Annotated in this window: 16 protein-coding genes and 2 pseudogenes; 8 read left to right on the top strand and 10 right to left on the bottom strand. The window is 71.5% G+C overall.

All coding sequences use genetic code 11. The features are described 5' to 3' along the window. The 6 genes from AB0J10_RS22865 to AB0J10_RS22840 form a co-directional block, all read right to left on the bottom strand. Positions 1 to 1035: an NAD-dependent epimerase/dehydratase family protein gene (locus AB0J10_RS22865; protein WP_363064336.1), complete on the bottom strand. Its 1035-nt coding sequence runs from the start codon at positions 1033 to 1035 to the stop codon at positions 1 to 3. Then, positions 1032 to 2990: a fatty acid CoA ligase family protein gene (locus tag AB0J10_RS22860; protein WP_363064335.1), complete on the bottom strand. Its 1959-nt coding sequence runs from the start codon at positions 2988 to 2990 to the stop codon at positions 1032 to 1034. Before AB0J10_RS22860 ends, AB0J10_RS22865 begins: the two co-directional genes overlap by 4 nt. Further along, positions 2990 to 3937 carry a hypothetical protein gene (locus AB0J10_RS22855; RefSeq protein WP_363064334.1) on the bottom strand — a complete coding sequence of 316 codons (948 nt, stop codon included), beginning with the start codon at positions 3935 to 3937 and terminating at the stop codon, positions 2990 to 2992. Before AB0J10_RS22855 ends, AB0J10_RS22860 begins: the two co-directional genes overlap by 1 nt. Positions 3938 to 3939: 2 nt before the next feature. Continuing rightward, positions 3940 to 4869, bottom strand: a complete 930-nt coding sequence (locus tag AB0J10_RS22850) for a 3-oxoacyl-[acyl-carrier-protein] synthase III C-terminal domain-containing protein (protein ID WP_363064333.1) — start codon at positions 4867 to 4869, stop codon at positions 3940 to 3942. An 890-nt stretch (positions 4870 to 5759) separates the two neighbouring features. Further along, positions 5760 to 6425: a TMEM175 family protein gene (locus AB0J10_RS22845; RefSeq protein WP_363064332.1), complete on the bottom strand. Its 666-nt coding sequence runs from the start codon at positions 6423 to 6425 to the stop codon at positions 5760 to 5762. Positions 6426 to 6562: 137 nt separating this feature from the next. Continuing rightward, positions 6563 to 7327 (bottom strand): class I SAM-dependent methyltransferase, encoded by a 765-nt coding sequence (locus AB0J10_RS22840; protein WP_363064331.1) that lies wholly within the window; start codon positions 7325 to 7327, stop codon positions 6563 to 6565. Between the two features lie 321 nt (positions 7328 to 7648). Between AB0J10_RS22840 and AB0J10_RS22835 the strand changes: the two genes are divergently transcribed. The 4 genes from AB0J10_RS22835 (at position 7649) to AB0J10_RS22820 (ending at position 13112) form a co-directional block, all read left to right on the top strand. Beyond that, positions 7649 to 8686, top strand: coding sequence for a LacI family DNA-binding transcriptional regulator (locus tag AB0J10_RS22835; protein WP_363064330.1), 1038 nt, complete (start codon positions 7649 to 7651; stop codon positions 8684 to 8686). Beyond that, the gene (locus AB0J10_RS22830; protein ID WP_363064329.1) at positions 8683 to 10203 is read left to right on the top strand and encodes a sugar ABC transporter ATP-binding protein; all 1521 of its coding nucleotides are present in this window, start codon (positions 8683 to 8685) and stop codon (positions 10201 to 10203) included. The genes AB0J10_RS22835 and AB0J10_RS22830 overlap by 4 nt, the downstream gene beginning before the upstream one ends. Further along, complete coding sequence (locus AB0J10_RS22825; protein ID WP_363064328.1) at positions 10193 to 12145, top strand: substrate-binding domain-containing protein; 1953 nt, start codon at positions 10193 to 10195, stop codon at positions 12143 to 12145. The genes AB0J10_RS22830 and AB0J10_RS22825 overlap by 11 nt, the downstream gene beginning before the upstream one ends. 64 nt (positions 12146 to 12209) lie before the next feature. Continuing rightward, a complete protein-coding gene (locus AB0J10_RS22820) occupies positions 12210 to 13112 on the top strand; it encodes a ribokinase (RefSeq protein WP_363064327.1) in 903 nt (300 codons plus the stop codon). A gap of 88 nt (positions 13113 to 13200) precedes the next feature. Here AB0J10_RS22820 and AB0J10_RS22815 read toward each other — a convergent pair whose 3' ends face one another. From AB0J10_RS22815 to AB0J10_RS22805, 3 genes and pseudogenes are all read right to left on the bottom strand, one after another. Then, complete coding sequence (locus AB0J10_RS22815) at positions 13201 to 13935, bottom strand: MerR family transcriptional regulator (protein WP_363064326.1); 735 nt, start codon at positions 13933 to 13935, stop codon at positions 13201 to 13203. Next, positions 13928 to 14155 (bottom strand): annotated as a pseudogene (locus tag AB0J10_RS22810) (VOC family protein); the annotation flags it as partial. The gene AB0J10_RS22815 and the pseudogene AB0J10_RS22810, both read right to left, overlap by 8 nt. A 59-nt stretch (positions 14156 to 14214) precedes the next feature. Next, entirely contained in the window at positions 14215 to 14451 is a 237-nt protein-coding gene (locus AB0J10_RS22805) for a hypothetical protein (protein ID WP_363064354.1), read from the bottom strand. Positions 14452 to 14700: 249 nt separating this feature from the next. On the opposite strand from AB0J10_RS22805, the gene AB0J10_RS22800 reads away from it, so the two are divergent. Next, positions 14701 to 15126: a BrxA/BrxB family bacilliredoxin gene (locus AB0J10_RS22800; RefSeq protein WP_363064325.1), complete on the top strand. Its 426-nt coding sequence runs from the start codon at positions 14701 to 14703 to the stop codon at positions 15124 to 15126. Between the two features lie 92 nt (positions 15127 to 15218). Here the strand turns inward: AB0J10_RS22800 and AB0J10_RS22795 are convergent. Then, a pseudogene (locus AB0J10_RS22795) lies at positions 15219 to 15431 on the bottom strand (IS256 family transposase); the annotation flags it as partial. Between the two features lie 424 nt (positions 15432 to 15855). On the opposite strand from AB0J10_RS22795, the gene lanA reads away from it, so the two are divergent. From lanA to AB0J10_RS22780, 3 genes are all read left to right on the top strand, one after another. Further along, entirely contained in the window at positions 15856 to 16020 is a 165-nt protein-coding gene (lanA, locus tag AB0J10_RS22790) for an SCO0268 family class II lanthipeptide (protein WP_363064324.1), read from the top strand. A gap of 89 nt (positions 16021 to 16109) precedes the next feature. Beyond that, complete coding sequence (locus AB0J10_RS22785; RefSeq protein WP_363064323.1) at positions 16110 to 19283, top strand: lantibiotic dehydratase; 3174 nt, start codon at positions 16110 to 16112, stop codon at positions 19281 to 19283. Beyond that, positions 19283 to 20668, top strand: a complete 1386-nt coding sequence (locus AB0J10_RS22780) for a lanthionine synthetase C family protein (RefSeq protein WP_363064322.1) — start codon at positions 19283 to 19285, stop codon at positions 20666 to 20668. The genes AB0J10_RS22785 and AB0J10_RS22780 overlap by 1 nt, the downstream gene beginning before the upstream one ends. The last annotated feature ends 54 nt before the right edge of the window (positions 20669 to 20722 follow it).

Genomic DNA, 20722 nt, shown 5'->3' with positions numbered 1-20722 from the left:
CTACCGCACCTTCCTGATGTACTCGTTGACGCCGCCGATGCCGTCGATCCAGGCCTCGAGCCTGGCCATCCCCACTTCGTGGGCGACCGGCGGAGGGGCCAGGTCCCGGCGTGCGGCCGAGGTGTCGTACGTCGCCGAACGCGTCAGCAGTGCCAGCGTGTACCGGGAGAGCGGCGGGGAGGAGTGCCTGGCCAGCGGCGGCAGCTTCCAGAGCGTGTCCGCCGTGACGGCGAGCGCCCGCAGCAGACGGAGGGAGACCTGCCGGGTGGGGGGCGTGCCCCCGAATCTTCCGGCGAGGGCGGCGAGCATGCTCCACACCTCCACCGGCTCCCGGTCGGCGATGAAGTACGCCCGGCCGCCGACCCCGTCGGCACGCGCCGCCCGTACACAGGCATCGGCGGCGTTCTCGCAATAGCACAGCGAGGCGTACACCGGCCGGCCACCGGAGAGGTCGGGCAGACTTCCCGTCATCATCTTCGCGATCAGCCTGGGCATGAAGCCGGAGTGGTCGCGCGGGCCCCACACGGCCCGCGGGCGCAGTGCGACGGTGGTGAACTCCCCGCGGTTGGCGGCCAGGACGAGACGCTCCGCTTCGGCCTTGGTCTCCGAGTAGAGGTTGAGGTGCCGTGCGGGGTAGGGCTCGCTCTCGTCGATGTCGAGCTGGTCACCGCCGCGAACGCCCATCAGCGCGCTGGGGCTGCTGATGAACACGAAGCGCCGTGCCCCGGCCCGCCGGGCCGCTGTCATCAGGCGCTCGGTGCCCTGGATGTTCTCGTCCCGGAACTGGGCCCGGGTGCCCCGGTCGGTGACCCGGGCCGCGCTGTGGTGCACGACGTCGATGCCTTCCGTCGCCCTTCGCAGGGACGCGGTGTCACGCAGATCTCCGTACGCGAACTCGACGCCCGTGACGGTGCGCAGATGGCCGAGGTCGCTCTCCTCGCGGACGAGCACCCGTACCGTGTCGCCCGCGCGCAGGCAGGCATCGACGATGTGGCTGCCCAGGAACCCGGACGCGCCCGTCACCAGCACCTTCACGCGGTCGCCCCCTTCGACCGGCCGCCGCGCCGGCGCCACCAGGTCGCACCGAACAGCATCGTCAGCGCGGCCGTCGCCCAGGGCCTTCGCCCGGTGGCCGTCTCGTGCTCCATGCGCAGGGCGGACGGTATCTGGAGCGCATGGACGACGACGCTCAGGAAGGCGTCGATCCACCACAACGCGGTCAGTGCCACGTGCTCCCAGGGCAGCAGCGGCCAGGCGGCCAGATAGGCCCAGCCGAGCAGCGGGACGGTGCGCAGCGCCCGGTCCGCGGCGGTCGGGCGGCGACTGCCGGTGAGCCGGTCCTCGGCCCAGCCGGCCAGCAGTTCCCGCCGGATCTTGGCGTTGTGGCGGATGTCCACGGGGAAGGCGGGGTGCGGCAGGAAGTCGTCGATCCCCTTGGTCACCGGGTTGCCGGCGCCCAGAGCGCGCAACTCGCGCTCGATCCGCGGCCAGTGCTCCCGACCCGTGTCCGCCTCGAGCTCGACGCACAGCACGGGCCGCTGCTCGCCGTGCGGGCCGAAGCCCACCAGCGCTGTGCGTTTGACCTGCGGGTGGGAGTTGAAGACCCCTTCGCACCGCACGGTGTGCAGATCGCCGTTCGCCGTGCGGACCCGGTGGCTCTTGCGTCCGCAGAACCAGATGCGGCCCTCGTCGTCGATCCATCCGACGTCACCGGTGCGGTGCCAGCGACGCCCGCCGTCCTGGATCTTGTGCGCGGCATCGGCCTCGGGGGAGCGGAAGTAGCGCGGGCTGACCGCCTGGCCGCTGACCACGATCTCGCCGATCTCACCTTCGGCGACGGGAAGTCCGGGCGTCCAGAGGGGCACCGGCCCGTCGCTGACCTCGATGGTGCGGACTGTCGCGCCGGATGCGGGTCGCCCCACACAGACACCGAGGGCGGCGGCAGGGCCGTCCGCGGGTCCGGCCAGTGCCTCCCTGCTCTCGACCAGTGCCATCGGCAGCGCCTCGGTCGATCCGTAGGTGCTGAACACGTCTGCGTCGTGGGGCAGTACGGCGCGCAGCGCGCTCATCAGCCCGGGGCTCACCGGGGCTCCACCGGAGACGATCAGACGCAGTGACGGCACCCGGGCGCCGGTTTCCGCCAGATGGGCCGAGAGCGGTCCCAGCAGGGCGGGCGAGGCGAACATGGCGTTCACACCGAAGCGCTGGATCGCGTCGGTGAGCAGCACCGGGTCGGCGGCGCCGACGCGACCCATGTTCATCCTCGGCACCACCACGGTGCGGCCCGCCGCGAGGTCGAACACGCCCATCAGCGGCATGGTGACCAGGGTGCTGGTCATCTCGGCGGTGAAGTGGCCGGCCTCGACGCCCTGCGCCATCCCCCGCAGCATGCCGACGGTGATCTCGACCGGCTTGGCCGGGCCCGTACTGCCGGTGGTGTAGCCGATCAGCGCGATGTCGTCCGGACCGGACGGCCGCGGAGGCTGTTGCGGCCGGCCCGCGCCGAGCGCGGCCAGCTCCTCGAGCCCGCTTCCCCGGGGCAGCGTGATCACGCTCTTCACTCCGGCGAAGGCACGCGGCCGAAGGCGCCGGAGCATGTGCGCGGACGGTACGCCGATGAACGCCTGGACTCCCACCCGGCGGATGCAGTCCAGCATGCGGCCCAGTCCCATGCCCGGGTCGACCACCACGGGTACCGCGCCCGTGTGCATCAGGGCGAAGACCAGGACGAGCAGATCGGCGCCGGGAGTCACCAGCAGGGCCGTACGGGTACCGGGGCCGATGCCCCGGGCGCGGAGCCCTGCGGCGCAAGCGGTGACCCGGGCGGCGAAGTCGCCGTAGCCGACCGAGGTGTAGACGGGTGGCCCGGACGAGCCCTGCCTCCTGGCGGGATGGACCACGGCCGTCCTGTCGGGGGTACGGGTGGCGTGCCGGGCGAGCAGATCGGCCAGGGACGCGTTCCGGGTCGTCCCGGTCATGGTGCCGGACATCAGCGGGCGGCTCCCTCGGTGTCGGCGGTGAGCCGGTAGAGGGACGTCGCCGAGCTCAGGCCCGCGCCGACGGCGAGGAACAGGATCCGGTCGTGGCCCGTGAGCCGTCCCGAGTCCCGGGCCTGTGTGAAGCCGTAGGTGAGTGCGGAGGTGTGCGGGTCGCCGGTGAGCCCTTCGACGGTCACCGCGGCATCGGTTGCCAGGCCCAGGCGCTTGGACAGGCGGGAGGCGAAGTCGTGCGACGGCTGAGAGGTGATCAGCAGCGTGCGGTCCAGGACCGTCGGTGCCTGGGCCGCTTCCGCACCGTACTCGGCCGTCAGCGTGCCGCGCACCGAGTCGACGGCGAGATCGAGCATCCGCTCCACCACGCCGCTGTCGCGGTCGACGGCTATGGTGCTGCGGCCTTCGGAGCCGGCCTCGTACAGGGGCAGATATCCGTTGACGCCATGGGCGCCGCGCGGCGAACGGTGGTGCACCCGTCCGAAGCCCCGGGCGTCGTGCCCGCGTTCCAGCAGCAGAGCCGCGCCGGTGCTCGCATAGGGGAACTCGGCCGTCCCCGCTCTGGTCGGGTCCATCGAGGGGTGGGTGTCGGCCGAGACCACCAGCACCCGGCGGGCGCTGCCGGCCGCCAGCAGCGAACCCCCGGCCTGGACGGCGTTGAGCACGCCGCAGGCCCCGTTCATCAGGTCGAACGAGAACGCGGCATGCCTGTCGGCGGTGTGGAGGTAGTCCAGGTTGATGCCGATGCGCTTCTGGATGAGCGCGGCCACGGACGGCTCGGAGATGTTGGAGTCGCGGTAGACGCCTACGTTGATCAGCACGTCGACGTCCGCGGGGGTGAGACCTGCTCGCCGCAGACACGCACTCCCGGCGGATGCCGCGTATCCGATCGCGCTGCCGGCCCCGTCGGCCGGGCTGAGCGCCGTGGAGGTGATGACGGTGGCCATGGTCATACCTCCAGGGAGGAGACGGTCGCGGACAGGAACCCGGTCACCACGCCGGAGGCGGCGGGCACCATGAGGACCTTCGAGCCCTTGGGTATGCGGCGCTCCATGAGTGCCTGGTGCAGGACCAGATAGTGGGATGTGGTCGCGGTGTTGGCGAAGTTCTCGACGACCGAGAGCGACTCGGGCATCGGTGTCCCGAAGATGCTCTCGCCCACGTGGTTCATGAAATCGATGAAGCGGCTGCCGACCTGGTGCTGGATCACGAAGTCGTATCCCTCGTCGGCGAACCGGCGGCCGTCGTCGGCGAGCCTGTCGCCGTGGAAGGCCGGCCACAGCGAGAGACGGTCCTCGGCGTGCATCTCCTTGTTGTTGGTGTACATGGCCAGATCGCCGGTGTCGTCGCTGGGCATGCCCAGGCACAGGTGCGAGTACTCCGAGCAGGTCATCAGCTCGATGTCATGGATGACGTCGGCGTCGTCGGCGGCGCGGTCGACGAGGACGGCGACGGCGGAGTCACCGACGGAGAGCGATGCGAACTGAGGGTCCCGGCTGTCCGCCATCTCGCGCGCGGCGGTGAAGGCGATCGGGGTGATGTGCTCTCCGCTGAGCACCAGACCGTTGCGCACCTCACCGGAGCGGATCATGCGGTCCAGGAGATAGACACCGGTCATCATGCCTGCGCAGGCGTTGGACACATCGAAGTGGATCGCCCGGTCCGCCCCGAGTTCCCCGGCGATGCGCCGGGCGAACGAAGGCTCGAACTGATGGCGGCGGCCGTCCGTCGTACGGCTGATGGAGCACGAGATCACGATGTCGATCTCGTCGGCGGCATAGCGCGAGCGGCCGAGGCATGCGCGGGCTGCCGAGAGGGCCATGGTGAGGCAGTCCTCGGGGGTGCCGGTGGTGTCGTCCGCGACCCGGCGCTCGGCCATTCCGGTAATTCTCAGAAGGTCGAACTCAGGCGCTTTCTCCATGCGGGCGAGGAGTTCCGGAGTGCTCATGGAAGCCGGTGGCAGATAGGCCCCGATGGACTCTAAGCGACTGTTGTACACAAACTTCTCCCGGTGGTTTCTCGTTCACGCGGCGCGGCGTCGCGGTGAATCATGAACAGACGTCAGGGAATCTTTGTCCGCGTCATGTTCTCGTTCGGTGAAGCCATCGAAAAATTCTGGTTTCACCCTCGGCGGGACGTGGTCCGGCGACAGGAAATCCCGGACGTCGGTGCGCTGCACGTCGACGTTATCGCACCGATCGGGCGGTCTCACGCTGCGGGTCTGTGACGATCACCACTCGTCGTCGGCGCGGGGTTGCTGTGTGTGATGGCGGAAAATCTGCGGCCGCTTATGGCGACGCGATGACGCTGCACGGCCGGAATGAGTAATTCCGTTGAATGCGTAAACTTCTCGCCGGGGCGTTTCGGGTCGTCGACCGAACGGCGCCGCACCCGAAATGCCGCCTCGCCGTTTCCATCGGTCCGGTGTCGCAGGCGAACGTCATCCTGGGCCGATTGTTCACAATCGCCCCACGGGTCTGGCTGGATTTCGACCGGGCCGGGTGCCGGCGTCAGGACCTGATTCGGTCGGGGGACGAGGCATCGGTGGACGGGGTGGAGCAGTCCCGGCCGGCGCGGCGCGGGCAGCAGGGCCGGTCCCCGCATCAGGTGTGGGCGGTGGTGTCGCGGGCGACGACGAACGGCGGCGGGGCGAGGAACGTTAGACGCCCGTAGGCGTCGAGACTCGATGGCCCGCTCGAAACCGGCGAGCGCCGCGGCCAACGACCGGCCGGGGTGGGGCATCTGCAGTGGGAGCCGAACCGCTCTCCCTCAAGTCGTGCCGGATGCGCGGCGAGTTCGGCCACGCCAGCGGATCGCGTGCTTGAGGGGGAGCGACAGAAGCCAGGTTCCCAGCGCCACCCGCGGGGACACGGCGAAGGCGATCACCACCGAAGCCGCGCAGAGCAGGGCGACCGCGCCCTGCTCCGTGACGGTGGTCCAGCCGACACGGTCGGGGATCGGTCGGGCCTGAAGGCGTTCGCGCCGCCAGATGCCGGTGAACAGCGCGAGGTGCAGCAGGCTGATCACAGCGATGGTGGCTACGTAGGAGGACACGGCCAGTGGCTGCTCGCCCCCGTACTCGGACAGCAACGCGGTGGGAAAGGGCAGCAGCGCGGCCGCGCCCAGGCTGGCCAGGGTCAGGCGTACCGTGAGGATGTCGGCGCGCCGCACCTGATGGAGGATCTGGCGCTGGTCGCGCCAGAAGGCGCCGAGAACGGCGAAGCTGAGCGCGTAGGCACCGAGCTTGGGCCAGACCTGGCTCATCTCGTACCGGAAACCGGTGGCGTCCAAGCCCTCGGGGACGGAGACGTCGAGCACCAGCAGCGTCATGGCGATGGCGTAGATCCCGTCGGAGAGAGCGACCAGCCGCGCCGGGCTCTCCGCGTATGGCGATTCACGCGCGTCCCCCGTGCTGCCCGCACCGATCACAGTCATGACCGCACGCTAGACCGCGCTGAGCCCGGTGACGGGCAATCGCGGCCCGTGTCCTCCGGGCACGGACTCGGCGCACGGTGCCGCCCGGACGTCGGGGTGACCGTGTGACCGCCGTGTGCGGCAGGCGGGCAGCGGACTCATTTCTCACCGACGACCAGGAGGAAGGGCGGCGTGGTCCGCTCCGTCACCCAGCGCTCGTGGGCGGTGGCCTCGGGGCCGTGCCGACGCCGGACGTCGGCCGGCAGCGGTACGGTCTGCCACACGCGGGCGAAGCCCACGCCGCTCAGCATCTCGTGGTAGCTCTCGGCAGGCCAGTACGTGTCCACGATGTCCACCCACACGCCGTCCGTCCGGCGCAGCCGTACCGGTATCGGGTCGCCCGCCCGGTAGGCCGCACCGGGGCGGCCGATCCGGAAGCTGTCGAAGGTCACCCCGGTGTGGCCGGGGTGGGCGTTGAGAACGGCGAAGCGGCCACCGGGCCGCAGTACCCGGTGCGCCTCGGCCGCCATGGCCTCGGCCTGCTCCCGCCGCGGAACGCACACGAGCACGAAGCAGGACATCACCGCGTCCACCGACGCACTGTCGAGGAACGGCAGGTCCCAGCCGGAGGCATGGTGGAAGGCGACACGGGCCTGGCCGCGCCGGCCGGCCGCGAGGTCCAGCATCCTCGGAGAGATGTCCACCGCGTGCACCTGGAGGTCGTGGTCCTCGGCGGCGCGGCGCGCGACCCTCCCGGGGCCGCAGCCCACATCCACCAGGACCCTTACGTCCGGTTGCGCCAAGCGCAGCTGCTCGAACACGAAGGGGTAGCCCCACAGCCACCCGACCGTGTCGTCCCACAGGACGAAGTCGTCGGCGACCTCGGTGCTGTCCCACACCGTCCGCCGGCCGGATGCGTCCACGGGGACGAGTCAAGCAGACTTCCGCCCCGCGGGCCCGCCGACGGGACAGTGTCCGGTGGACGGCAGCCGGCAGTGGCACCTCCGGCCGAGGGTCGTCGGAGCGTTCCTTCCGGCGGTCCGGGTGTCGCCGCCTGCGCCGCATCCCGGTCGTGCCGGGCCCGGAAGCCCACGGCCCTCCTGCCGGACCCCGACGGTGGGGTCACGATCCGGTCTCGTCCTCCGTCACCCCCCTTGCACGCGCCGCTTGTAATCGATTCCAATCTCCGTCGTGCCCCAGTGTAATCGATTCCATGAACTCTTCCACAAGGAGGTGGACCAGGGATGGCGAGCATCAAGGACGTCGCCGCCGAGGCAGGCGTCTCCGTCGCCACGGTCTCGCGAGTCCTGAACGACCATCCGTCGGTCAGCGCGGACGCACGCACGCGCGTCCTGGCCGCCGTGGAGACCCTGGGCTACCGCCCCAACGCCGTCGCCCGCTCCCTGCGCACCGACCAGACCCACACCCTCGGCCTGGTCATCAGCGACGTGCTGAACCCGTACTTCACCGAGCTGGCCCGCTCCGTCGAGGAGGAGGCCCGAGCACTCGGCTACAGCGTGATCATCGGGAACGCCGACGAGCGCCCCGACCTCCAGGACCACCACGTACGGAACCTGCTGGACCGCCGTATCGACGGCCTCCTCGTCTCGCCCACCGACGGTGGCTCGCCACTGATGCTGGACGCCGCGCGCGCGGGGACGCCGATGGTGTTCGTCGACCGGTGGATCCCGGGTGTGGACGTGCCCGTGGTGCGGGCGGACGGACGGGCGGCCGTACGGGATCTGGTCGCGCATCTGCACGGCCTCGGGCACCGGCGGCTCGCGATCATCGCGGGACCTGCCGCGACCACGACCGGGAGGGAGCGCGTGGAGGCCTTCCGGGAGGCGCTCGGTGCGTACGGTCTCGACCTCCCCGAGGCATACACGGGCCGGGGCGACTTCCAGGCCGAGAGCGGGCGCCGGGTCACCGAGGGCTTTCTCGATCTGCCCGAACCGCCCGAGGTCGTCTTCGCGGCCGACAACCTGATGGTCCTCGGCGCCCTGGACGCCGTACGCGCGCGGGGGATGCGTGTTCCCGACGACATCGCGCTCGCCGCCTTCGACGACATCCGGTGGTTCGTGCACACCGACCCGCCGATCACCGCCATCGCCCAGCCCACCGGCGAGCTGGGGCGCGCCGCCGTACGCGCCCTGGTCGCCCGCATCGAGGGGCGGCCGGGTGAGTCCGTCACCCTCTCCGCCCGTCTCGTCGTACGCCGTTCCTGCGGCGAGCCCCCCTCGATCGCACCGCCCCCGTCCCCCGTACGAAGGAGTATTCCGTGAGCAACCCGGACGAGTTGCTGCGCATCGAGGGCATTCGCAAGACCTTTCCCGGCGTGGTCGCGCTCGACGGCGTCGACTTCGACCTGCGCCGGGGCGAGGTGCATGTGCTGCTCGGCGAGAACGGGGCCGGCAAGAGCACGCTCATCAAGATGCTCTCCGGTGCCCACACGCCCGACGCCGGACGGATCCTGGTGGACGGTGAGGAGGTGCACATCGACGGTGCGCACGACTCCGAGCGGTTCGGGATCGCCACCATCCACCAGGAGTTCGATCTCGTTCCCGATCTGTCCGTCGCCGAGAACATCCATCTCGGGCGGCAGCCCCGGCGGTTCGGGATGGTCGACCGGAAGCGGATGGAGTCCGACGCCGAGGAACTGCTCGCGCGCGTCGGCGTGAACGTGTCCCCACGCGCGCGCGTGCGTGAACTCGGTATCGCCCGGCTGCAGATGGTCGAGATCGCCAAAGCGCTCAGTCTCGACGCGCGCGTGCTCATCATGGACGAGCCGACCGCCGTACTGACCACCGAGGAGGTCGAGAAGCTGTTCGCCATCGTGCGGCAGCTGCGGGAAGACGGTGCCGGGGTCGTGTTCATCACGCATCACCTGGAGGAGATCGCCGCCCTCGGGGATCGCGTGACCGTCATCCGCGACGGGAGGACCGTCGGTCAGGTGCCCGCCTCCACAGGTGAGGACGAACTCGTACGGCTCATGGTGGGGCGGTCGATCGAGCAGCAGTACCCGCGGGAACGCGGCGACGCCGGTGCCGCGCTGCTGACCGTCGAGGGGCTCACCCGGGACGGGGCCTTCCACGACGTGAGCTTCGAGGTGCGGGCCGGCGAAGTGGTGGGGATCGCGGGGCTCGTCGGGGCCGGTCGTACGGAGGTCGTACGGGCCGTGTTCGGAGCCGACCCGTACGACAAGGGCGTCGTGACGGCCGGGGGTGCCGTGGTGAAGCGCCATGACGTCAACGCCGCCATGGCCGCCGGGATCGGACTCGTGCCCGAGGACCGCAAGGGGCAGGGGCTGGTGCTCGACGCCTCCGTCGAGGAGAACCTCGGGCTGGTCACCCTGCGGAAGGCCTCCCGCGCGGGACTCGTCGACCTGAGGGGCCAGCGGGAGGCCGCCGAGCGGATCGCGGGGCAGCTCGGGGTGCGGATGGCCGGGCTCGGGCAGCAGGTGCGGACCCTGTCCGGCGGCAACCAGCAGAAGGTCGTCATCGGCAAGTGGCTGCTCGCCGACGCCAGGGTGCTGATCCTCGACGAGCCGACACGCGGGATCGACGTCGGCGCCAAGGTCGAGATCTACCAGCTCATCAACGAACTGACCGCCGCCGGCGCCGCCGTTCTGATGATCTCCAGCGATCTGCCCGAGGTGCTCGGCATGAGCGACCGGGTGCTGGTGATGGCACAGGGGCGGATCGCGGGCGAGCTCCCCACCGACGAGGCGACCCAGGACGCAGTGATGGCGCTCGCCGTCAGCAACCCCACAACGGAAACGGAGGCCACCCGTGGCCACTGACACCATCAAGAGCTCCGCGGGCGCGGGTGGCGCCGCCGGCCACGGAGGGGTGCGCCGGCTGCTGCTCGACAACGGGGCGCTCACCGCGCTGATCGTCCTCGTCGTCGCGCTGTCGGCGCTGTCCGGCGACTTCCTGACCACTGACAACCTGCTCAACATCGGCGTCCAGGCGGCCGTCACCGCGATCCTCGCCTTCGGCGTCACCTTCGTCATCGTCGCGGCGGGTATCGACCTGTCGGTCGGCTCGGTCGCCGCGCTGTCCGCGACAGTCCTCGCCTGGAGCGCCACCGACGCGGGCGTACCGGTCGCCCTTGCGGTGATCCTGGCCGTCATGACCGGCACAGTGTGCGGCCTGGTCAACGGATTCCTCGTCTCGTACGGCAAACTCCCGCCGTTCATCGCGACACTCGCCATGCTGTCCGTGGCACGCGGGCTGTCGCTGGTCATCTCGCAGGGTTCGCCGATCGCCCTTCCGGAATCGGTCTCGCACCTCGGCGACACACTCGGAGGCTGGCTGCCGGTGCCCCTGCTGGTGATGGTCGTCATGGGGCTGATCACGGCGTTCGTGCTGGGACGGACGTACCTCGGACGGTCCATGTACGCGATCGGCGGCAACGAGGAGGCGGCCCGGCTGTCGGGGCTGCGGGTGAAGAAGCAGAAGCTCGCCATCTACGCGCTGTCCGGGCTGTTCGCCGCCGCCGCGGGCATCGTGCTCGCCTCCCGGCTGTCCTCCGCGCAGCCGCAGGCCGCGCAGGGCTACGAACTCGACGCCATCGCGGCCGTCGTCATCGGCGGTGCCTCGCTCGCGGGCGGTACCGGCAAGGCGTCCGGGACACTGATCGGTGCTCTGATCCTGGCGGTGCTGCGCAACGGCCTCAACCTCCTCTCGGTGTCCGCCTTCTGGCAGCAGGTGGTCATCGGTGTGGTGATCGCGCTGGCCGTGCTGCTCGACACCGTGCGGCGCCGGGCGGGGGCGACTCCGGTGGGTGCCGGCGGCGGCAACAAGGGCAGGCAAGCGGTCACGTACCTCCTTGCGGCCGTGGTCGCGGCGGCGGTCGTGGGAGCGACCTCGCTGCTGCACAGCGGCTCGTCGACTGCCGTCCAGCAGAGGATCGGGCTGTCGCTGTCCACGCTCAACAACCCCTTCTTCGTGCAGATCCGGGCGGGCGCGGAGGCCGAGGCGAAGAGGCTCGGCGCCGACCTGACCGTCACCGACGCGCAGAACGACGCCTCGCAGCAGGCCAACCAGCTGCAGAACTTCACCAGCGAGGGCCTGACGTCCATCGTCGTCAACCCGGTGGACTCGGACGCGGCCGGCCCTGCGGTGCGGGCCGCCAACCGGGCCGGTATTCCCGTCGTCGGCGTCGACCGGGGCGTCACCAAGGCGAAGACGGCCGCGCTGGTCGCCTCCGACAACGTCGAGGGCGGCGAGCTGGGCGCCCGGGCGCTCGCCGAGAAACTCGGCGGCAGGGGCACGATCGTCATCCTGCAGGGCCAGGCCGGTACCTCCGCCAGCCGGGAGCGCGGCGCGGGCTTCGCCGAAGGGCTGAAGGCCTACCCGGGCATCAAGGTGGTCGCCCGGCAGCCCGCCGACTTCGACCGCACCCAGGGCCTCGACGTGATGTCGAACCTCCTTCAGGCGCACCCCGGCATCGACGGCGTCTTCGCCGAGAACGACGAGATGGCACTCGGCGCGATCAAGGCACTGGGCCCGAAGGCCGGTACCTCGGTCCAGGTGGTCGGCTTCGACGGCACGCCGGACGGGCTGCGGGCGGTCGGGGACGGGACCCTGTACGCGTCGGTGGCCCAGCAGCCGAGGGAACTCGGCCGGATCGCCGTGGTCAACGCCCTGCGGGCCGCCGGGGGCGAGAAGGTGAGTGCGACGGTGAAGGTGCCGGTGAAGGTGGTCACCAAGGAGAACGTGGCCGACTTCGGCGGCTGACGCCCCACGTCCGTCGCCTCGGCTCCAGCCGCCCACCAGCTACGGGAAATCAGGGAGACCTCTCATGTACGACCACGACCTCCTGGTCATCGGGTCGGCCAACGCCGATCTGGTGATCGGGGTCGAACGGCGGCCGGGGCCGGGGGAGACGGTGCTCGGCTCCGATCTGGCCGTCCATCCCGGCGGCAAGGGCGCCAACCAGGCCGTCGCGGCCGCCCGGATGGGAGCCCGTACGGCTCTGCTGGCCCGGGTCGGTGACGACGCGTACGGCCGGCTGCTGCTCGACACACAGCGGGCGGCCGGGGTGGACACGGCGGGCGTGCTGGTCGGCGGCGCGCCGACCGGCGTCGCGCTGATCACCGTGGACCCGTCCGGTGACAACAGCATCGTCGTGTCGCCGGGGGCGAACGGGCAGCTCACGCCCGGGGACGTGCGGGCGGCGGGGAGCCTCCTCCACGCCTCCCGGGTGGTGTCGGCGCAGTTGGAGATCCCGCTGGAGACGGTGGCGGAAGCGGTGCGGAGCCTGTTGCCCGGCACCCGCTTCGTACTGAATCCGTCGCCGCCGCGCCCCCTGCCGCCGGAGGTGCTGGCGGCGTGCGACCCGCTGATCGTGAACGAGCACGAGGCGAAGGTGATCCTCGGTGACGAGGCGGTCGGTGGAGAGCCCGCAGACTGGGCGCGGACCCTGCTCGCGCGCGGGCCGCGCTCGGTGGTCGTGACGCTGGGTGCGCAGGGTGCGTTGGTGGCGTCGAGGCAAGGGACCGCCCTGGTGCCCGCCGTGAAGGTGAACGCCGTCGACACCACCGGCGCGGGCGACGCCTTCACGGCGGTGCTGGCCTGGCGGCTGGGACAGGGCGACGCGCTCATGGAGGCCGCGGCCTACGCGGCGCGGGTCGGGGCGGCGGCGGTGACGAAGGCGGGAGCGCAGGGGTCGTACCCGACGCCGGAGGAGGTCGCCGCGCTGTGAAGAAGGCAGGGACCCTCGACCGATCGTCCGGTTCGCGCACAAACCGCTTGCTCAGGACCGAGGAGAGATCGTGATGCGGAAAGCCGGCTCATGAGGTCGCAACTGCTTCGAGCCGCCCTCCCAAGGGGTCCGAAGCAGGCGGCGTTCGGTTCAACTGCTGCCGTTCCTGTGGCTGTTCGGTGTGGTGGTGGTACAGGGGCCGGACGGTGGCCCCCGGCGGCGGGTCGGCGAGCACGAGGATCCGCAGGGTGAGACGGGCTGCGGCATCCATCGCATCGCCGAGGGCGCTTTCGAAGTCGGTCATGGCGTCGGTGATGGCCTGCCATTCATCCGGATCGCGAGAGGCCGAGCGCTCGGCGTACTGCCGCCATTGCGTCGTATCCCCGAAGCGCCGGCGGGCTTGGGCAGGCCAGTCCGGGTTCCACTCGGGCCCGAAGATCGCAGCCTGCTGCTCGACGGTCAGTGGCAGGCCGCCGTCGTGGGCGTCGATCATCCGATCCAGTCCGGCGCTGAGCTGCTCAAGGCGGTCGATCCGTTCGGCAACCTTGGTGCGCTGCGCGCGCAATGCGCCGGGCACGTCTGCGGTCGAGTCGTCCAGGACGGCCTGAATCCTGTCCAGGCCGAGACCTGTCCCACGGTAGACGACGATGCGGTGCAGGCGCTCCAGATCACCGGCAGTGTAGAGCCGGTATCCGGCAGCCGTGCGCAGCGACGGTCGCAACAGACCGATCCCATCCCAGTGGTGCAGTGCGCGGACTGTCACGGCTATGAGAGTGGAGACCTGACCGACGGTCAGGCCATCGACTTCAGTGGTGTCAGGCATGTTCCTCATTCTTGTCGCAACGGTCGCCGCCCGGCGGGGTGATTCCGATGGCTTCGAGGTTCCGCGCCTCCCGACCGGCCGGATCGAAGGGCTTCGCCGCGGTGAGAACGATCCGTGCCTTCTCGGGGGTGATCACCTCCACGTCACGGGTGTTCCAGGGGGTGTCCCGTGGACCGTCGACCGAGCCCGGGCGCACCGCGCGACAGCGTTCGACAAGGGAAGCCGCGGCGCCCTCCGCGGCGCGGGGGTCGGCGAGGAGGGTTTCCAGGGCCTCCGGTGTCAGGGTCGGGTTGGCGTCGGCTGCCCGGCGTACCGCATCGCCGGGGTCTTCCAGCGGAGGTTCAGGACGGAGGGACCTTGCCGGGAGGACCAGAGCTCTCCGACGACGTCCTGCGCGGTGGCCCTGCCGTCCTCGCCTCCGTCCCGGGCGGTCAGGAAGGTGACGAGGATGTCGTCCGGAAGGGGCCGGACCCACCGGGGCTGGTGCCGGGTGCCGCCGGCGGGCTGCGCACGCACGAGGGGTCCAGCGGGAATCCCCTCTTACGGCTCACCTCCGCGGGCAACCCGAGTCCGGTCGCCGCGTCACTTCCGGGTCGATGGTTCAGGTCGGCGTCGCCCTCCGGCTGAATTCTCCGTCAGGCCGGATCCGGGTGGATCCGGCCGGGGTGCACTCCTGGGCCGGGCTGGATGTGGGAAATGCAGCACTCGCAGCGCACGCATCAGTACACTGAGTGATTCCGTAGTGGTTCTCAGTGAGGATTGGTAATGCCGTACCCTCCATTGCTGGTCAAGCCCATGCGGGAGGAGCTGACCAGCATCGGCTTCGTCGAGCTGCTGTCCCCCGACGACGTCGACCGCGCCATGAAGGACGCCGGCACCGGCATGACCCTGGTGGCCATCAACTCCGTCACCGGCTGCGCGGCCGGCATGGCCCGGCCCGGTGCCCGGCTCGCCCTCTCGGGCGACGCCAAGCGCCCTGACCGGCTGCTCACCGTCTTCGCCGAGCAGGACATCGAAGCCACCGCCCAGATGCGTTCCTACTTCGCGGACATCCCCCCGTCCCACCCCTCCTTCGCCCTCTTCAAGGACGGCGAACTCGTCCACTTCATCGCCCGCCACCGCATCGAAGGCCGCGACGCCGAGAGTCTCGCCGCCGACCTCGAAGCCGCCTTCAACGAGTTCGGCCGGTAACGGCCCGACCGCCCGTGGACCGGTCCCGGTCCACGCGGGTCTGCAACACATCGGGGTTCCCGCCCGCCAGCCGCCGCATTCCGTTGGGCTTCTCAGCGAACTCCCGCGCGGACGAGGGTGACGGGGTGGGGTGCGTTCACGACTCGCGAGCGGTCTCGGGCGGAGTCGACGAGTTCGAAGAGCGTGGCGGGCGCGACAGCCGCGCTGCCGGCGCCCTTGGTGACTTCACGCGCGCGAACGGTGGCGAAGGTCGACTCGATCGGGTTCGTGGTCAGCAAGTGGACCGATCGCTCGGCGGGCAGTCGTGGAACGCCGCGTTCTGTACCGTGGCACAGTCGACGCCGCGTCTTCGCGGCGCGGCCCGCTTCGCCGGTCCGGCACGGTAGTCCCGACGGATCGCTGCGTAGGGTGCGAACTCGGGCTTCTCGGCGCCCTCGACGTCTCCTCGCAGCGCCGAGCGCACCCGTGCCCCTGCCGCAAGCCCTCTGGTGTTGCGAACTCACCGACATCCGCACGCCTCAATCCGGGGCGTTCCCGGCGCTGGGTGAATCCCTTTACCTGCACACCGACTTGCCGTTGTGTCGACAAACAGCCATTGACATATGCGCCTTGGCTGAAAAGGTACTCACCCACTCGTGGTGCAGCAGTGAAAGGTAGATCTCACCGAGGCGAGAACCGTGCTCGGACATCGCTCGAACCTGTACGTCAGACCGACCTCTAAGGAGAGCAATGCGCAACGAATTCATCCTGCAGGCCGATTCCGGCGCCGACTTCGACCTCGACCTCGACCTCCGCGTGTCGGACGTCCCGGAGCACACCCAGGAGTTCGGCCAGGGCACGTTCACCTCGCCCAGCAGCTACGCGATCGGCACCCGCTGTCCCGTCTGCTGCTGACACCAAGCCGCGCTGAACAATGCGGGGCGGGCCACCCCCGCCCCGCATTGCCGTGCCCCGCCCAGTACCCGACGCGAGGAAGCGACGACGTGCGACTCGACCCGGCCCTCTTCGACGTGCGTGAGCCCGTGCTGGTGCGCATCGCGAGCACCCCTCGCAGCACCGCGGCGGCCACCGTCGACCCGGACGACCCGGTGACAGGTATCCGGCGGCTGGCCGCAGACCCCCTTCTGCGTCAGGCGGTGGAGGCCGCCAGCGGCAGCCTCGCCACCTTCCTCCGCCGCCTGGACGACGACGAGGCCCCCGAACCCGACCGCAAGCGCACCCTGAGCGCCGCCCGCACCCTCACCCGATACGCCCGCAGGGCCGGCGGACGCCCCACCCCGTTCGGCCTGTTCGCCGGGGTCGGCGTCGCTCGCTTCGGCGTCGCGGCCAAGACCGGCTTCGACGGACCCGGCACTGTCCATGCCCGCCTCGACGGCGGCTGGCTGCACCGCCGGGTCCTGGAATGGCTCGCCGATCCCGCGGTGCGCCGCCGTGTCGACGTCGTCCTCAACGACCTGTGCGTGCCACGCGACGGCCGGGTGAGCCTGCGCACCGGCGACCGCGAGACCTCGGTCCGAGACAGCGCCCTGGTGGCCGCCGTGCGTGAGGCGGCCGCCGCACCCGTCGCGTACGGCGACCTGCTCGACGACCTGGCGGTACGCTTCCCCGCGCTCGACCGCGACCGCCTCGACACCCAGCTCGGCGGACTGGTCCAGCACGGCTTCCTGCTGACGTCGATGACCCCGCACCGCATCGACGGCACCCTCCTGGACCGCATCGAGGCCGTCCTCGACGCGGCCCTTCCCGACACCGCGCAGGCCCTGCGCACGGTGCGTGCCCGCGCCGCCGCCCACAGCGCCGACCCGCCGGGTGCCGGTCGTGCCTCCTGGCGTTCCCTGCTCGAAGCGGTACGGCAGCTGGAGCCGCCCGGGCGCAAGGGCGACGGACACGAACGGCCACCGGTCCATGTCGACCTGAGGATGCCCGCCGACCTGGTCCTGCCCGACGCCATCGGCGAGGAGGCACGCCGCTATGCCACCGCGGTCTGGGCGATGACCCCCGAGTGGGCCACCCTGGAGTACATGCGGGACTACCGCGACCGGTTCATCGAGCGCTACGGCACCGCGAGCGCCGTACCCCTCGGCGACCTGGTCGACCCGCACCGCGGCCTCGGCCTGCCCCCCGAGTACCAGGTACCGCCCGCCCACTCGCGCAGCGGTCCGGGGGAGGAGCGCGACCGGCCGCGCCGCACCGCGCTGGCCGAACTCGTCCAGCAGGCCCTCCTCGACGGAACCGACCTGACGCTGACCGAGGCGGACGTCACGCGGATCGCCACCGCCGCAGGACACGACCCGGCCGTGCGCCCCCCGCGCACCCTCGAACTCTGCTTCCAGGTCCTCGCCGACAGCTCGGCCGACCTCGACCGGGGCGACTTCCTGCTCCTGGGCAGTGCCCACATCGGATCCTGGACCGCCGGGGCCACCGCGGGCCGCTTCGCCGAGGCCGTCGGCCTCACCGACGGCCTGGCCCGGCTCGCCGCCGCTCCCACCGACGAGGGCACCCTGCGCGCCCAGGTCGAGCTGATGCCCCGCGACCCGCGCTCCCTCAACATCGTCCAGGTGCCCCGGCTTCTGCCCCACCGCATCCCCATCGGTGTCGCCGACGACCGCTCCGACCCCCACTGCCTGGACTGGCGCACCCTGCTCGTGGCCGCCGGCGAGGACGGGCTGCGCCTTGTCCACGAACCGACGGGTCGTCAGGTGGTCCCGGTCCTGCCGCACATGCTCGCCCTGGACACCCAGGCGCCGCCGGTCGCCCGGTTCCTCGCCGACCTCGCGACCGCACGCCCTCGGGTGTGGTCCGGCTGGGACTGGGGCGGTCTCGACATCCTGCCCTGCCTACCCCGCGTCCGTTACGGCCGAGTCGTCGCCGCACCCCGCCGCTGGCTCGCCGGGCGCCGCCTGCGCGATGCCGCCCGCGCCGGGTCCGCCACCGCATGGCGGGAGGGACTGGCGGTCTGGCGCGACCGCCTCCGGGTGCCCGACCGGCTGCAGATCGCGCGCAACGACCAGATGTTCCCCATCGACCTGCTCGACCCGTGGGACCAGGACCTGCTGCGTGCCGAACTCACCGCGGCCGAACCACGGTTCGTGCTGTACGAGGACCTCACCGCCGACGGCAGTGGACTGGGCTGGAACGACGGCCACAGCACCGAGGTCGTCATCCCGCTGGTGCGCGCGGGTGTCGTCCCACGGCCCGGCCCCGAGGAGGCGGCGCCCGCCCGAACGGGGAACACGGCGCCCGAGCCCCGGCAGGCCCCGCGCGCCACGCCGATTCGCAGAGCACCCACCGATTTCCATCTGCCCGGCGAGGACTGGCTGTTCGTGAAGATGTACGCCGAGCCCGCGGCGCACGACATGCTGCTGACCGACCGCCTGCCCGCCCTCCTCGCCGACGTGGAGGCGGAGACCGACCGGTGGTTCTTCCTCCGCTACCGGGATCCCGACCCCCACCTCAGGCTCCGGTTCCACGGGTCGCCGGACACCCTCAACACCCGTGTCCTGCCCGCCGTCGCCCGGCACGCCCGTGCCTGGATCGAATCCGGTGCCGTGCGCTCCCTCACGCTCGACGGCTACCGTCCCGAGACCGACCGCTACGGCGGGCCCGCCGCGCAGGAGGCCGCCGAGCGCCTGTTCCAGACCGACAGCCTGTCCGCCCTGCTCCAGCTGCGGGCCCGCCGTGCGGGCAGTGCTGCCCTGCCCGACGATCTGCTCGCGGCCGTCGGGCACGCGGTGCTCCTGGACGCGCTGGGGGAGTGGGACTGGTGCTCCTGGGCCGACCACATCTTCACCAAGACCCCCGATCACGCCGTCTACCAGCGTCACCGGGCCACCGCCGACCGGTTGATCCGTCCCGGAGGCACGACCGCACGGGTCGCCGATGCCCTGCACCTGCCGGCTCTGGAACGACTGTGGACCGGCACACCGGAAGCCGCCGCGTACGGCCGGTTCCTCTTGGACGCACCGGCCGCCGACCGTGACGAGGCCGTCCTGTCCCTGCTGCACATGCGGCACAACCGGCTGTTCGGCATCGACGCCGCCGCCGAGGCCCGGGGCTACGCCGTCCTGCGCGGTGCGGCCCGCGCCCACCTCGGCCGCCGTGACCACGCGGCGGCCGGCCACGACACGACGGCCGCCACGGCCCCGAGGAGGTCCTGATGGGCGCCACGAGCCCGCTCCTTCCCGCGGCCGCTCAGGCCCGGCCCGATGCGGACAGCAGCGAATCCGCCGCGCGCACCGCCCTGCGGGCCCGCGCGGCGGAGGCCTCGGCCGGGATCCTGGAGCGCTTGTCCGACCCGGTGGCCACCATGGCCGCGACGCGCATCCCCGCCGCGGCCGCCGACGACGGGGTGGGCGAGCCGGTGTGGGCCGAACTCACCCTGGGAAGCGGCAGCCCCGGCCTCGCCCTGGCTCTCTACGGCAGCCACCCCCGTGTCGAAGGCCAGGCGGCGCGCGCCCACGCCTATCTCGGCCTGGGCACCAGGGCCGCGGCGTCCGGGAGCATCGTGCCCAGCGGGATCTTCAAGGGACCTGGTGCACTTGCCTTCGCCGTGCTCGCGGGACACCGGGCCACCGGCGGCTATGTCTCCGCGCTGCGGAACCTCGACGCCTACCAGCGCGATGTGGTCCGGACCGTCCTGCCGCCGGTGGACGACGCACCGCTGACCACCATCGGCACCTACGAGGTGGTGCGCGGACTCACCGGCGTCGGCCGTTACCTCCTGGCCCGCGCCGAGGAGTGCGGCGAGGCGCTGGAGAGCGTCCTCGGCTATCTGACCAGGCTGGCCCGCGGCACGGTCGAGCACCGAGGGCACCAGGTGCCGCGCTGGTGGGCGCTGGACGCCCCGCGCGTCGGGGCCGAGGCTTCGATGCCCGGCGGTCACCTCAACCTGGGGATCTCGCACGGTGTCGCCGGCCCGCTGGCACTGCTGTCGCTGGCCTGGCTGCAAGGGGTGCGGGTCCCCGGGCAGCAGGAGGCCGCCGAGGAGATCGCGGGGTTGCTGACGCACTGGACGGTCCGCGACGAGCACGGCCCGTACTGGCCCGGCTACCTGGGATTCGAACAGTGGCGTGCCGGCCCCGAAGCGTACTCCGAACCGGCCGGATGGCCCTCGTGGTGCTACGGAGCCCCTGGCGTGTCCAGGGCCCTCCAATTGGCCGGACTGGCCTTCGGGCGGCCCGACTTGACGAGCCTGGCCGGGGAGTCGGCCGGGCGGCTCGCGGCGGTTCCGCTGGCGGACTGGGGCACGCACGATCACGCGTTGTGCCACGGCTGGGCCGGCGTACTGCACCAGTTGGGGCGGATGAACGAGGAGTTCGGGGACCCGGCGCTGGACCGCGTCCGGGACCGGGTCGCCGCCGTACTCGTGGACGCATACGACCCGGACGTCCCGTTCGGCCACCGCTTCACCATGACCCGGGCGGAGTACGGCAGCGATGTGTCCGGCTACCTCGACGGTGCCGCGGGCGTGGCCCTGGCGCTGGACGCCTACGCCGCGCAAGGGGTGACCCAGGACTGGGACATGCCGCTGCTGCTGGCCTGAAGCCCTGCCTCGAGCGCTGCCGGCCGACAGCGCGTGAACCCGTGAAGCGCTGGG

Source organism: Streptomyces sp. NPDC049887 (assembly GCF_040656535.1).
GTDB lineage: Bacteria > Actinomycetota > Actinomycetes > Streptomycetales > Streptomycetaceae > Streptomyces.
This window is presented reverse-complemented; position numbering and strand designations above follow the sequence as displayed.

Bases quoted from the DNA above. Each gene is read 5' to 3' on its own strand.
- AB0J10_RS22860 (WP_363064335.1), bottom strand. From the start codon at position 2,990: ATGTCCGGCACCATGACCGGGACGACCCGGAACGCGTCCCTGGCCGAT.
- AB0J10_RS22855 (WP_363064334.1), bottom strand. From the start codon at position 3,937: ATGGCCACCGTCATCACCTCCACGGCGCTCAGCCCGGCCGACGGGGCC.
- AB0J10_RS22850 (WP_363064333.1), bottom strand. From the start codon at position 4,869: ATGGCCGAGCGCCGGGTCGCGGACGACACCACCGGCACCCCCGAGGAC.
- AB0J10_RS22845 (WP_363064332.1), bottom strand. From the start codon at position 6,425: ATGACTGTGATCGGTGCGGGCAGCACGGGGGACGCGCGTGAATCGCCA.
- AB0J10_RS22835 (WP_363064330.1), top strand. From the start codon at position 7,649: ATGGCGAGCATCAAGGACGTCGCCGCCGAGGCAGGCGTCTCCGTCGCC.
- AB0J10_RS22820 (WP_363064327.1), top strand. From the start codon at position 12,210: ATGTACGACCACGACCTCCTGGTCATCGGGTCGGCCAACGCCGATCTG.
- AB0J10_RS22815 (WP_363064326.1), bottom strand. From the start codon at position 13,935: ATGCCTGACACCACTGAAGTCGATGGCCTGACCGTCGGTCAGGTCTCC.
- AB0J10_RS22800 (WP_363064325.1), top strand. From the start codon at position 14,701: ATGCCGTACCCTCCATTGCTGGTCAAGCCCATGCGGGAGGAGCTGACC.
- lanA (WP_363064324.1), top strand. From the start codon at position 15,856: ATGCGCAACGAATTCATCCTGCAGGCCGATTCCGGCGCCGACTTCGAC.
- AB0J10_RS22780 (WP_363064322.1), top strand. From the start codon at position 19,283: ATGGGCGCCACGAGCCCGCTCCTTCCCGCGGCCGCTCAGGCCCGGCCC.